This window comes from Paenacidovorax caeni (assembly GCF_001298675.1).
Classification (GTDB): Bacteria; Pseudomonadota; Gammaproteobacteria; order Burkholderiales; family Burkholderiaceae_C; genus Paenacidovorax; species Paenacidovorax caeni.
On sequence record NZ_CYIG01000001.1, the window covers coordinates 74,510 to 86,471 of the forward strand.

Genomic DNA, 11,962 nt, shown 5'->3' on the forward strand with positions numbered 1-11,962 from the left:
CTGTCCCACGCCGGCAGCAGGCCCTGGCTACACTGTTGTGCATGAGTCTGCTCGAAAGCCTTCTGACCATCGTCCTGCTGATCGCTGCCAGTTCATTCTTCTCGATCGCCGAGATTTCCCTGGCCGCATCACGCAAGCTGCGGCTGCGCCAGATGGTGGACGAGGGCGATGCGCGCGCCGGGCTGGTGATACGCACGCAGGAGCAGCCGGGCGAGTATTTCACCGTGGTGCAGATCGGCGTGAACGCCGTGGCCATTCTGGGCGGCGTGGTGGGCGAAGGCGCGCTCACGCCGTATTTCTCCGGCTGGCTCACACCCTGGCTGGCACCCGAGACGGCGGCCACGGTGGGCTTTCTCGCCTCCTTCGTCCTCATCACCTCGCTGTTCATCCTGCTGGCCGACCTGCTGCCCAAGCGCCTCTCGATGGCCGAACCGGAGCGGCTGGCGGTATTGGTGAGCCGCCCCATGCAGTGGCTCACAGCGCTGTTCAAGCCGCTGGTGTGGTTGTTCAACTGGCTGGCCAACCGCCTTGCGGCCCTGCTGGGCCTGCCCACGGTGCGCGACGACCGCGTCACGTCCGACGACATCCTGGCCCTGATGGAGGCAGGCGCCCGTGCTGGCGTGCTGGCCGCGCGCGAGCAGCAGGTCATCACCAACGTGTTCGAGCTGGATTCGCGCACGGTGGCATCGGCCATGACGCAGCGCGACCGCATCGCCTACTTTCTGCGTGACGATCCGGACACGGTGATCCGCGCGCGCATCGCCGCTGAGCCGTTTTCCACCTACCCGGTGTGCGACGGCGATATCGACCACGTGGTGGGCTATGTGGATGCCAAGGACCTGTTCCAGCGCGTGCTGAACAACCAGGCGCTCTCGCTGGCCGACGACGCCCTGCTGCGCAAGGTGTTGATCGTGCCCGACCGGCTCACGCTGGCCGAGGTGCTGGAGCAGTTCCGGCTGGTGCACGAGGATTTCGCCGTGATCGTGAACGAATACAGCCTGGTGGTGGGGGTGGTCACGCTCAATGACGTGATGAGCACGGTAATGGGTGGCCTGGTGGGCCCCACGGATGAAGAGCAGATCGTGCGCCGCGACGAGAACTCGTGGTTGATCGACGGCGTGACACCGATCGAGGACGTGCTGCACGCGCTGCAACTCGATGCGCTGCCGCACGCCGAGGAGTACGAAACACTGGCGGGCTTTCTGATGGTGATGCTGCGCCGCGTGCCCCGGCGCACCGACAGCGTGACCTTCGGGGGCTACAAGTTCGAGGTGCTCGACGTGGACAGCTACCGCATCGACCAGGTCATGGTGTCGCGCCTGCCCCAGGAGGCCACGACTCCTCAGACGGTGTAAATGCATCCGGCGTGCCCGCGCAGGCGGCACAAACGTGCGCCATCTAGGCGCAAAGCACAGCCATAGCGCGGGCTATGGCGGGCATGTCGGATTCGTTCACACCGTCTCAGCCGTTTGAGCGCAGTTCTGCCGTCTGCAACGGCGGCGGAAAGACCCAGTTGCGCTGGGCACCGAACACCGCGTCCGGGTAGGGTGACTTGCCCCGGCTGCCGTTGTAGCGCCCCAGGGCCATGAACAGGTCGCCGCGTTCGCGCTCGATGTAGTGGCGCAGGATGACGCAGCCGAAACGCAGGTTGGTCTGCATGTGGAACAGTTTGCCTGGGTCGCCATCGCCAATCACGCGCGTCCAGAACGGCATCACCTGCATGTAGCCACGTGCACCCACGCTGGAGACGGCGTACTTGCGGAACGCGCTTTCCACCTGGATCAGCCCGAGCACCAGCGACACATCGAGCCCGGCGCGCTTGGCTTCGTACCACACGGTCTGCAGGAAGTCGCGGCGCACCTCCCAGTCGGGCTTACGGCGGCGCAGACGGTCGCTCATGGTGCCGAGCCAGCGCAGGTAATGCAGACGCGCCTCGGTCGTGAAGAACTCGGGCTCTGGCGGTGCTTGGTTGGCAACGGCGGAACTGAGCGCAGTGCGCACCGAATCCACCAGCGGCTCCTCCAGCTGCCCTCCAGCGTGGGCCGTGCCCGGCAGCGCCAGCCACGAGGCGGGGCCGGCCACACCCAAGGCAGCGCAACGCACCAGGCAATGACGGCGGGATACAGAGGTGCTCATGGCCACGTTCATGCCGACAGGCGGCTCCTCACATAGGTGGCGATGTCACCTACCGCCACCTTGGTGGCGGCAGCGTCGCGCCGGTGCTGGTACTCGACCACACCGTCCTTCAAGCTCTTGTCGCCGATGGTGACGCGGTGGGGCACGCCGATCAGCTCCCAGTCGGCAAACATGGCGCCGGGGCGCTCGCCGCGGTCGTCCAGGATCACGTCGATGCCCGCCGCAAGCAGATCGGCATAGAGCTGCTCCGCTGTGGCTTTCACGGCATCGCTGCGGTCCATGCCCACCGGGCAGACGACCACGGTAAAGGGAGCGATGGCGTCAGGCCAGATGATGCCGCGCTCATCATGGTTTTGTTCGATGGCGGCGGCCGGCAGACGGGTGATACCGATGCCGTAGCAGCCCATCTCAAAGAACGCCGGCTTGCCATCCTCGCCCAGGAACGTGGCGTTCATGGCCTTGGAGTACTTGGTGCCAAGATAGAACACGTGGCCTACCTCGATGCCGCGTTCGATGGCCAGTTCACCCGCACCGTCGGGCGACTTGTCGCCGGCCACGACGTTGCGCAGGTCGGCCACAGCGTCGGGCTCGGCCAGGTCACGCGCCCAGTTCACGCCGGTGATGTGGTAGTCCACCTCGTTAGCGCCGCAGATCCAATCCGCCATCACGGCCACTTCGCGGTCGGCAATCACCTTCACCGGCTTCTTCAGCCCAACGGGGCCCAGGTAGCCAGGCTTGCAGCCGAAATGGTCTTCGATCTCGGCAAGGGTGGCGAAACGAAAGCCCTTGTCCAGCCCCGGCACCTTGGAAACCTTGATCTCGTTCATGTCATGGTCGCCGCGCAGCAGCAGCAGCCACACTTGCGAGCCCACGATGTCACCGGCATCGTTCAACGTATCGGTGGCCAACACCAGCGACTTCACGGTGGTGGACAGCGGCACGCCAAGCAACTGCGCCACGTCGGCACAGGTGGCCTTGCCGGGGGTGGGTGTCTTGGTCATGGCCTGCGCAGCTGCAGGGCGCGGTTGCACGGGCGCCAGTGCCTCGGCCTTCTCCATGTTGGCGGCGTAGTCGCTTTGCGGGCAGTAGACGATGGCATCCTCGCCGGTTGCAGCGATCACCTGGAATTCCTCGCTCAGGTCGCCACCAATGGCGCCACTGTCGGCAGCCACAGCACGGTAGCGCAGGCCGAAACGGTCAAAAATGCGGCGGTAAGCCGCTGCCATCACCTGGTAGCTGGCCTTGGCGCTGACCATGTCGCGGTCAAAGGAATAGGCGTCCTTCATGATGAACTCGCGCCCGCGCATCAGGCCAAAGCGCGGACGGCGCTCGTCGCGGAACTTGGTTTGAATCTGGTACAGATTCTTGGGCAACTGCTTGTAGCTGCGCAGCTCCTGGCGGGCGATGTCGGTGACCACTTCTTCGCTGGTTGGCTGGATCACGAAATCGCGGTCATGGCGGTCCTTGATGCGCAGCAGCTCGGGGCCCATCTTCTCGAAGCGCCCCGTCTCTTGCCACAGCTCGGCCGGCTGCACCACGGGCATGGCGCACTCCACCGCACCCGCCCGGTTCATCTCTTCACGCACGATGGCCTCGACCTTGCGGATGACACGCAGCCCCATCGGCATGTAGTTATAAATTCCGGCCCCCAGCTTCTTGATCAGCCCGGCCCGCATCATGAGCTTGTGGCTGACCACTTCGGCGTCCGCCGGAGCTTCCTTGAGGGTCGAAATGAAGAATTGGGAGGCTTTCATGGATGGGCAATCAGGCTATTCGGGCAAGTACCCTTGGCAGGTACAGGGCAGCATGCATAATGGCTGCAGTTTAAAAATTGGGGTTAGATTATGCTTGACCGGGACGGCTTCAGGCCCAACGTCGGCATCATCCTGCTCAACCACAGGAACCAGGTGTTCTGGGGCAAGCGCATACGCACCCACAGCTGGCAGTTTCCGCAGGGCGGTATTGACCGGGGCGAATCTCCCGAGCAGGCCATGTTCCGCGAGCTGCATGAGGAGGTGGGGCTCCATCCCCACCATGTGCGCGTGGTGGCCCGCACCCGGGATTGGTTGCGCTACGAGGTGCCTGACCGGTATATCCGCCGCGACGCGCGCGGCCACTACAAAGGCCAGAAACAAATCTGGTATCTGCTGCAGCTGTTGGGGCACGACTGGGATTTGAACCTGCGCGCCACCGACCACCCCGAATTTGATGCGTGGCGCTGGAACGACTACTGGGTGCCGCTGGACGTGGTGGTCGAGTTCAAGCGTGGTGTGTACGAGATGGCGTTGACCGAACTGGCGCGCTTCCTGCCACGCCAGGATCAGCGCAACCGGTATCTGCGCAGCGGCATGCGCACCAGGGAGCAGCAAGCAATCCACGCGCCCAATGCTCCGCGCAGCCTGCAACGCCCCTCCGGCATGGAACTGCCGCCGGGAGCAAGCTTCGATCCCGATCCCCAGGGGGCCAGCGACGCGCCCACAGACGCTTCCCCGCCCGCCAATTAAGAAAAGCCCGCGACTGCGGGCTTTTTCATACCGGGTCAGCGCCCCACCAACACCAGGTTGTCGCGGTGCACCATTTCAGGCTCAGCCGCATAGCCCAGCAGTTGCTCGAATGCACCCGAAGGCTTGCGGCACAGCAGGCGCGCCTCGGCGCTGGCATAGTTGGCCAAGCCCCGGGCAATTTCCCGCCCGTCAGCGTCCCGGATGGCGATGACATCGCCACGCGAGAACTCACCTTCTACTTGGGTCATGCCAATGGGCAGCAGGCTCTTGCCTTCTCCGCACAGCTTGGCGGCAGCACCGGCATCCACAACGACGGCACCGCGCAGCTGCAGATGGTCCACCATCCATTGCTTGCGCGCCTGTGTCTTGGCGGTTTGCGCCACCAACAACGTACCAATGGCCTCGCCCTGTGCCAGACGCACCAGGACGTCGGGCTCGCGCCCCCAGGCAATCACCGTGGAAGCACCCGAGCCGGCAGCACGCTTGGCGGCCAGGATTTTGGTGATCATGCCCCCCTTGCCGATGCTAGAGCCCGCTCCACCCGCCATGGCCTCCAGCGCGGGATCGCCCGCACGCGCCTCATGCACAAACTGCGCGGACGGATCTTTGCGCGGATCGGCGGTGTAGAGGCCTTTTTGGTCGGTAAGGATCACGAGTACGTCGGCCTCGACCAGATTGGCCACCAGGGCTCCCAGGGTGTCGTTGTCGCCGAACTTGATTTCGTCGTTGACAACGGTGTCGTTCTCATTGATGACCGGTAGCACCCCCAGCTGCAGCAGCGTCAGCAGAGTGGAGCGCGCGTTGAGGTAACGCTCGCGGTCCGCCAGGTCAGCATGGGTAAGTAGCACCTGCGCGCTGCGCAACCCCTGCTCGCGCAGCTTGGTCTCGTACATCTGCGCCAGGCCCATCTGCCCCACTGCGGCGGCAGCCTGCAGCTCATGCACCTCGCTGGGCCGGGCGCTCCAGCCCAGACGCTTCATGCCCTCGGCGATGGCCCCGCTGGACACCATGATGACCTCGCGCCGGCCCGCGTCGTCGCCTTGCACCAGCGCTGCCAGCTGGTGGCACCACTGGGCAATGGCCGATTCGTCGAGCCCCCGGCCTTCATTGGTCACCAGACTGGACCCGACCTTCACCACGATGCGGCGGGCATCGCGCAACACACTGGAATTCATTTTGGGTCTTTTCGGGCTCTAGCGCTTAGCAGGCAAGCGCTAGAAGCTATCAAATAATGAGCAAAATCACTGTGGTGCATCGTCCACAAAGCGGGGATCCACCTCTACCACGCCATGCTCGGCCTGCTGCAGGTCGTGCACATGCTGGTAGATTGCCTTGATCAAGGGCTCGCAGCCTTCGCGCGTGAGGGCGGAGATCTCGAACACTGGCCCTTTCCACTTGAAGCGCTTAACGAAGTCCTTGACTTTCGCTGCGCGCTCCTCCGCTGGCACCATGTCAAGCTTGTTGAGCACCAGCCAGCGCGGCTTGTCATAGAGCTGGGCATCGTACTTCTTCAACTCGCCCACGATGGCCTTGGCCTGTGCCACCGGATCCACCGCCTCGTCAAAAGGCGCCAGATCGACGATATGCAGCAGCAGACGCGTGCGCTGCAGGTGGCGCAGGAACTGGTGTCCAAGCCCCGCCCCCTCGGAGGCCCCCTCGATCAGACCCGGGATATCGGCCACCACGAAGCTCTGCTCCGGCCCCACGCGCACCACCCCCAGGTTTGGGTGCAGGGTCGTGAACGGGTAGTCGGCAATCTTTGGCCGCGCGTTCGATACAGCGGCAATAAAGGTGGACTTGCCTGCATTCGGCATGCCCAGCAACCCAACATCGGCCAAAACCTTGAGCTCCAGCTTCAGGCTCTTGCGCTCACCCGGCCAGCCCGGCGTCTTCTGACGCGGCGCCCGGTTGATGGCGCTCTTGAAACGCAGATTGCCGAAACCGCCATCCCCGCCCTTGGCAATCGTGATGCACTCGCCGGGGGTCAACAGCTCGTAGAGCACCTGGCCCGTCTGCGCATCGGTGATGATGGTGCCCACGGGCATCTTCAGGGTGATGTCGTCACCTGCAGCGCCGAACATATCGGAGCCCATGCCATGCTCGCCACGCTTGGCCTCATGGCGACGCGAATAGCGGTAGTCCACCAGCGTGTTCAGATTGGGATCGGCCACCGCGAAGACATGGCCGCCGCGCCCACCGTCACCGCCATTGGGGCCGCCGAACTCCTTGTACTTTTCATGCCGGAACGACACGCAGCCGTTGCCACCATCGCCAGCGGCAATGTCAATATAGGCTTCATCGACGAATTTCATGGGGTATCCAGTTTAGACAAAACAGGCCCTGCCCTGAAAAGCACAAAGCCCCGCAAGGCGGGGCTTCGCAACAGCTCAAAGTGACGGGACCTCAGGCGGCCGGGGTCACGTTCACCGTATGCTTGCTCAGCGCACCCTTGGTGCCGAACGACACATGGCCGTCCACCAGCGCAAACAGGGTGTGATCCTTGCCCACGCCCACGTTGGAGCCGGGGTGGAACTTGGTGCCGCGCTGGCGCACGATGATCGAGCCTGCGCTGATCAGCTCACCGCCGAAAGCTTTCACGCCGAGCATCTTGGGCTTGGAATCGCGCCCGTTTCGCGTAGAGCCGCCGCCTTTTTTCTGTGCCATGACTCAAACTCCGATTAAGCAGTGATCGCACCGATTTGCAGCTCGGTGAACTGCTGGCGGTGGCCTTGGCGTTTCTGATAATGCTTACGGCGACGCATCTTGAAAATGCGCACCTTGTCGTGCTTGCCGTGGGCCACGACGGTGGCTTTCACGGTGGCGCCGGACACCAGGGGCGTGCCCACCTTCAGTTCTGCGCCGTTGCCGACTGCCAGAACCTGGTCGATCACGATCTCCTGGCCAACGTCCGCAGCAATCTGTTCTACCTTAATTTTTTCGCCGGAAGCAACGCGATACTGCTTGCCGCCGGTTTTTATGACCGCGTACATGGATAACCTCTTGGATTGGAGAGTTCTGCAGACGGATTTCCGCAGAGCCGAGCATTGTAGCACGGACGCCAATTTGCGCCCGCACCCACCCTTTGCACGAGCGCCCTTCCTATAATCCCGTGCACACCGCATGCCTCCATCTTCCTGCGAGCGCTTCCCATCTTGACCTCAACCCCCAATCCCGCCATCTCGCCCCTCGCACTCATCGCCGACGACATGCGCGCGGTCGATCGCGTCATTGCCCAGCGCCTTACCACCAGCGTGCCGCTGATTGGGCAGATATCGCACTACATCATTGCAGCCGGCGGCAAGCGCTTACGACCCGCATTGCTGCTGTTGGTGTGCGGCGCACTGGGCTATGAAGGGGCGCAACGCTTCAATCTTGCCGCCGTCGTGGAGCTGATCCACACCGCCACCCTTCTGCACGATGATGTGGTAGATGAATCCACGATGCGACGCGGTCGCGCCACCGCCAACGAAAGCTTCGGCAACCCCGCCAGCGTTCTGGTGGGCGACTTTCTGCATACGCGCTCGTTCCAGATGATGGTCGAAGCAGGCAGCATGCGCATCATGGAAATCTTGTCGGAGGCGACCAACGTGATCGCCGAAGGGGAAGTCCAGCAGCTCATCAACATGCACGACGCATCCCTGGATGAAGCAGGCTACCTGCGCGTCATTCGATCCAAGACCGCCAAGCTGTTTGAAGCCAGCGCTCAGCTGGGCGCCATTCTGGCAGGCAGCCCACCCGCCATCGAAGCCGCCTGCGCCACGTACGGACAAGCGCTAGGCACCGCTTTCCAGATCATTGACGATGTACTCGACTACGACGGTGATACCGCAGAGATGGGCAAGAACATCGGCGACGATCTACGCGAAGGCAAATCCACCCTTCCACTGATCGCCGCAATGCAGCGCGGCACCCCAGAGCAAGCCGCTACCGTGCGCCACGCGATTGAACAAGGCTCCACAGAGTCTCTGGAGAAAATTGTTGCCATCGTCAAAGAAACGGGCGCGCTTGAGGTAGCCCGCGCGGCTGCCCACGCGGAAGCTCAGCGCGCCATCACCGCGCTGGCTTGCATTCCAAGCAATATGTACTCCGCGAGTTTGCTACAATTAGCGGCTCAGCTGTTGGCTCGCCGAACTTGAAGCACAACAGAGGAACACCATCGGGGTGTAGCTTAGCCTGGTAGAGCGCTACGTTCGGGACGTAGAGGCCGGAGGTTCGAATCCTCTCACCCCGACCAGGACACCACAGAAAAAGCCCAAGTGAATCAACCACTTGGGCTTTTTGCTTTGAATCGTCATTCATGCCGATTGAGAGTAAATTTGTCCCGTCGTTGTCCCAAATTTGTCCCAAAACTCTGTATGTTTGTGACTACGAAGGTCGTTTTTCAGCGGTCGGAGGCACTTGACGGGCAGCGAGTGTGCCCTTACCGTACTGTCATTCATAGTCGCTGATAGCAGCATCCACGTGAAACTACACCTCAAACAGCCGCGCATCATTGAGGCCGCCGGATTTCGGTTGGTCGGGATGGCCTGTGTGGTTGGTTTGTTGAGTCTTTTCGTTGCTTTTGCGGCTGAGCACATCCAAGCACTATCTTGGCTCAATCCAGTCGCTGGGAAGTTGTTGACAGTTGCGTTGATCTGCGCGCTGCTAACGTTCGTGGGGTCACCTTTTTGCGCGTTCCCGTGGCTCGTGCGTCGCATCATCTCGTGCGTTGAGTTCTTTCTCCCGCTGCCACCTGCAGGCAGCCTCACCGATTACAAGCCGAGCAACGACACTCCACCTCCTCGGCATCACCTTCACTGAGTTCCCACGTGCCGCGCGCAACGCGCGGTGTTCGGCGGCAAAGCCGCTGATGTTCAGTGAATGGTGACCAATGACCAAAAAATCTCACACGGCTGCAGAAAACCAGTCGCATTGCATCCTATTTGTAGAGCAGCTATCCGAGCAAATCGGGAAAACAGCGAACACGATTCGCACCTGCGCGACCAACAAAAAATATCAGCACCTGATCCCCCGTCCTTTCAAGTTGCCTAACAGCCGTCGCCTGTGCTGGTACGAGCACGACGTGCTGGCTTGGATCAACTCGACTCGCCCGGCCGAGCCGCCACCGCCCAAACGCCCGCGAGGACGGCCCACCAAAGTGGAGCAGCTTGCCCGCGCTCGCTGGCAGGAGCTGAATGCTTCCATCCAACACCAGAGACGGACGGCAGAGCCCGCCGAGCCGCATCCGCCCGCACGACCGCAAGAACGGCTCACTAAGGCAGAGCGGCCTGCGTACGCGCGCCGGGACGGGCAAAACCCAACAGTCCAGCAGCGCGCAGGGGGCAAAAAATGAAGTCCCAGAAGTTGCTCGATAAGCTGTTGGCGGATGGTGAACTGATCCGTGCTACCGCGCCTGCCGGTGACGACCTGGCCTTTCACCATTCACTCTTGTGCTCGCTTGGCCTTCCGCGACGCCCTACTGTGGCCCGAGAATTTATGCGGCAATCAGGCGAGGGATGGTTGTATGTTCAAGCTGGAGCCATTGACCTTGGCAATGGCCCCATTCTTCAGCCTGTTCCTCACGGCGCTGTACCGCGCCTCGCGTTGATCTGGATATCGACTCTTGCCAGACGCTCACGCCACCCTGAAATTTTCATTGGCCGCAGCGCCTCGGAGTTCCTCCAGATGCTGGGGTATGACGGACAGGGACACTGGTATTCCACGTTGCGAGACCAGCTGCATGCGTTAGCCGCGTCCCGACTACAGATGGGTTATTGCGGGCGCACCGTCAACGAGACCGCCATCAAGCGCATTGACGCATGGCTTCCGGCCGATCACACACGACGCACAACTTGGCCTGGAACGCTCATGTTGGATCCCAGTTTTTTTGATGAGCTGGTCCAACACTCAGTCCCTCTCGACGCTCGTGCCTTGCACGCGCTTCGCGGATCAGCGCTGGCACTGGATGTTTACGTCTGGCTCGCGCATCGCCTTCACCGCATCAACCACTGGCCACTGTGGCTTCCTTGGCGGACGCTCAAATGCCAGTTCGGCCAAGAATATCGAGGCACGCACGGACACGGGGACTTCAGTACCAGTTTCAAGCTCGCCTTGAAGAAGGTATTGATCGTTTACCCAGCAGCGCGGGTGGCCGTCCAACGCGGTGGAATCGAGTTGCGTCAATCAGCTCCGCCCGTGCCACCCAGAACCTGGTTTTCGGTCAACGCACCACTGCAAGCTGCACACAGCGCATCAGTCAATCGGGAGGCGGCATGAACGAACTAACCCTCAGAATTCAGGAGTTGGCAAACCGCTGCCAGGCAATCCTGGATGCCATGCGATCCCCAGATGTTCAAGAACAGCGCAGCACCTCGCACAAGACGAAGATTGAATACGAGCGACAAGCGCAGCAACTTCTTCAACGTGCGCGACACGTTGAAGGTGGCTTGTTTGCGGTCGTTCAATCAACAAGGTGTGTGACCACATTTCGAAAACGCCTGATAGCACTGGAACACTTCCTTTTCTCACAGCAGGAGCAACTGACGCGACAGTTGAACGCTCCAGCAGTACAAGCCGCAGAAATTCTTCACCTGCGATTTTTTCTGCAACTGAAACACCTGCAAGCGCTACAACGCCTGCGGCAGCAAGGCATGACAGGTGAGCGTGCCAAACGCCGCAGCAAGCGTCAGTCACTGGCCGGGCTACCGGCCAATTGGCGCATTGACCTGTGCAAGCGCGCTGTAGGTGGCCGGTACCTGTTCTCGCTCATTGTGCTGGCCCTGACCGGGTGCCGCCCGAGTGAGCTGGTGCATGGCATTGACATCTGGCGCGGGAAAGACGAAGTCACAGGCAAATTGCTGATCCATCTCCGCATCCGGGGCGCAAAGGTTAAAGACTCGCAAGGCCAACCGCTTCGCACGATCTCCTATGACACCAATGACCCCCACCCCTTAGTCGTTGTCGTCAACGAGTTGCTGGATACCCAGTCGGAGCCGCGGGTGTTCGCGCAGGTCAGAAGCGCCGTCAATTTGACAGTGGAGATACGCCGCCTAGCACGCAGCTTGTGGCCCAAGCACAAGCAACCGATCACGGCCTACTGCTTCCGCCACCAGTTTGCCGCCGATCTGAAGGCCAACGGCGATGACGAAGCCACAAGCCGTGGACTGGGGCACATCAGCGCCGAAACCCGGCGCTTGTATGGCACCGCCGGCCAGGCCAGCAAAGGGCACCGCCTTCGTCCTCTGCGGGTTGAAGTCGAACGCCCTGTGAAGCCTCGCAGTCGTGGGCCATGCACGAAGTGGCGTATCGAGCCAGCGTCATAAAACCTGTGTGTCGGATTGTCA

At 61.9% G+C, this 11,962-nt stretch carries 12 protein-coding genes and 1 tRNA gene; 7 read left to right on the plus strand and 6 right to left on the minus strand.

Annotated features, from left to right (window positions below; translation table 11 throughout):
• The first annotated feature begins 41 nt into the window (after positions 1 to 41).
• The gene (paeA, locus tag BN2503_RS00390; RefSeq protein WP_054254659.1) at positions 42 to 1,355 is read left to right on the plus strand and encodes a polyamine export protein PaeA; all 1,314 of its coding nucleotides are present in this window, start codon (positions 42 to 44) and stop codon (positions 1,353 to 1,355) included.
• A 106-nt stretch (positions 1,356 to 1,461) separates the two neighbouring features.
• Here the strand turns inward: paeA and BN2503_RS00395 are convergent, their stop codons facing one another.
• Both BN2503_RS00395 and BN2503_RS00400 read right to left on the minus strand, forming a co-directional pair.
• Positions 1,462 to 2,136 (minus strand): lytic transglycosylase domain-containing protein, encoded by a 675-nt coding sequence (locus tag BN2503_RS00395; RefSeq protein ID WP_054254760.1) that lies wholly within the window; start codon positions 2,134 to 2,136, stop codon positions 1,462 to 1,464.
• A gap of 8 nt (positions 2,137 to 2,144) precedes the next feature.
• Positions 2,145 to 3,890 carry a proline--tRNA ligase gene (locus BN2503_RS00400; RefSeq protein WP_054254660.1) on the minus strand — a complete coding sequence of 582 codons (1,746 nt, stop codon included), beginning with the start codon at positions 3,888 to 3,890 and terminating at the stop codon, positions 2,145 to 2,147.
• A gap of 90 nt (positions 3,891 to 3,980) precedes the next feature.
• On the opposite strand from BN2503_RS00400, the gene BN2503_RS00405 reads away from it, so the two are divergent.
• Positions 3,981 to 4,640, plus strand: coding sequence for an RNA pyrophosphohydrolase (locus BN2503_RS00405; protein ID WP_054254661.1), 660 nt, complete (start codon positions 3,981 to 3,983; stop codon positions 4,638 to 4,640).
• Between the two features lie 35 nt (positions 4,641 to 4,675).
• Here BN2503_RS00405 and proB read toward each other — a convergent pair whose 3' ends face one another.
• The 4 genes from proB to rplU all read right to left on the minus strand — a co-directional run bounded on the left by proB (position 4,676) and on the right by rplU (position 7,630).
• A complete protein-coding gene (proB, locus tag BN2503_RS00410) occupies positions 4,676 to 5,815 on the minus strand; it encodes a glutamate 5-kinase (protein WP_054254662.1) in 1,140 nt (379 codons plus the stop codon).
• 66 nt (positions 5,816 to 5,881) lie between these two features.
• A complete protein-coding gene (cgtA, locus tag BN2503_RS00415) occupies positions 5,882 to 6,952 on the minus strand; it encodes an Obg family GTPase CgtA (protein WP_054254663.1) in 1,071 nt (356 codons plus the stop codon).
• A 91-nt stretch (positions 6,953 to 7,043) separates the two neighbouring features.
• Positions 7,044 to 7,304, minus strand: a complete 261-nt coding sequence (rpmA, locus tag BN2503_RS00420; RefSeq protein ID WP_054254664.1) for a 50S ribosomal protein L27 — start codon at positions 7,302 to 7,304, stop codon at positions 7,044 to 7,046.
• Between the two features lie 14 nt (positions 7,305 to 7,318).
• On the minus strand, positions 7,319 to 7,630 hold the full coding sequence (gene rplU, locus BN2503_RS00425; protein WP_054254665.1) for a 50S ribosomal protein L21: 312 nt from the start codon (positions 7,628 to 7,630) through the stop codon (positions 7,319 to 7,321).
• A 216-nt stretch (positions 7,631 to 7,846) separates the two neighbouring features.
• On the opposite strand from rplU, the gene BN2503_RS00430 reads away from it, so the two are divergent.
• The 5 genes from BN2503_RS00430 (at position 7,847) to BN2503_RS00445 (ending at position 11,941) form a co-directional block, all read left to right on the plus strand.
• The gene (locus tag BN2503_RS00430; RefSeq protein ID WP_054254761.1) at positions 7,847 to 8,776 is read left to right on the plus strand and encodes a polyprenyl synthetase family protein; all 930 of its coding nucleotides are present in this window, start codon (positions 7,847 to 7,849) and stop codon (positions 8,774 to 8,776) included.
• 21 nt (positions 8,777 to 8,797) lie between these two features.
• Positions 8,798 to 8,874: transfer RNA gene (locus BN2503_RS00435), tRNA-Pro, on the plus strand.
• A gap of 636 nt (positions 8,875 to 9,510) precedes the next feature.
• Positions 9,511 to 9,972: a hypothetical protein gene (locus BN2503_RS20655; protein WP_199445233.1), complete on the plus strand. Its 462-nt coding sequence runs from the start codon at positions 9,511 to 9,513 to the stop codon at positions 9,970 to 9,972.
• Positions 9,969 to 10,895, plus strand: a complete 927-nt coding sequence (locus BN2503_RS19205) for a replication protein RepA (RefSeq protein ID WP_074930052.1) — start codon at positions 9,969 to 9,971, stop codon at positions 10,893 to 10,895. The genes BN2503_RS20655 and BN2503_RS19205 overlap by 4 nt, the downstream gene beginning before the upstream one ends.
• A complete protein-coding gene (locus tag BN2503_RS00445) occupies positions 10,892 to 11,941 on the plus strand; it encodes a site-specific integrase (protein ID WP_054254667.1) in 1,050 nt (349 codons plus the stop codon). Before BN2503_RS19205 ends, BN2503_RS00445 begins: the two co-directional genes overlap by 4 nt.
• Positions 11,942 to 11,962 lie beyond the last annotated feature (21 nt).

Excerpts from the sequence above, each read along its gene's own strand:
- paeA (WP_054254659.1), top strand. The coding sequence starts at position 42 with ATGAGTCTGCTCGAAAGCCTTCTGACCATCGTCCTGCTGATCGCTGCC.
- BN2503_RS00395 (WP_054254760.1), bottom strand. The coding sequence starts at position 2,136 with ATGAGCACCTCTGTATCCCGCCGTCATTGCCTGGTGCGTTGCGCTGCC.
- BN2503_RS00400 (WP_054254660.1), bottom strand. The coding sequence starts at position 3,890 with ATGAAAGCCTCCCAATTCTTCATTTCGACCCTCAAGGAAGCTCCGGCG.
- BN2503_RS00405 (WP_054254661.1), top strand. The coding sequence starts at position 3,981 with ATGCTTGACCGGGACGGCTTCAGGCCCAACGTCGGCATCATCCTGCTC.
- proB (WP_054254662.1), bottom strand. The coding sequence starts at position 5,815 with ATGAATTCCAGTGTGTTGCGCGATGCCCGCCGCATCGTGGTGAAGGTC.
- cgtA (WP_054254663.1), bottom strand. The coding sequence starts at position 6,952 with ATGAAATTCGTCGATGAAGCCTATATTGACATTGCCGCTGGCGATGGT.
- rpmA (WP_054254664.1), bottom strand. The coding sequence starts at position 7,304 with ATGGCACAGAAAAAAGGCGGCGGCTCTACGCGAAACGGGCGCGATTCC.
- rplU (WP_054254665.1), bottom strand. The coding sequence starts at position 7,630 with ATGTACGCGGTCATAAAAACCGGCGGCAAGCAGTATCGCGTTGCTTCC.
- BN2503_RS00430 (WP_054254761.1), top strand. The coding sequence starts at position 7,847 with ATGCGCGCGGTCGATCGCGTCATTGCCCAGCGCCTTACCACCAGCGTG.
- BN2503_RS20655 (WP_199445233.1), top strand. The coding sequence starts at position 9,511 with ATGACCAAAAAATCTCACACGGCTGCAGAAAACCAGTCGCATTGCATC.
- BN2503_RS19205 (WP_074930052.1), top strand. The coding sequence starts at position 9,969 with ATGAAGTCCCAGAAGTTGCTCGATAAGCTGTTGGCGGATGGTGAACTG.
- BN2503_RS00445 (WP_054254667.1), top strand. The coding sequence starts at position 10,892 with ATGAACGAACTAACCCTCAGAATTCAGGAGTTGGCAAACCGCTGCCAG.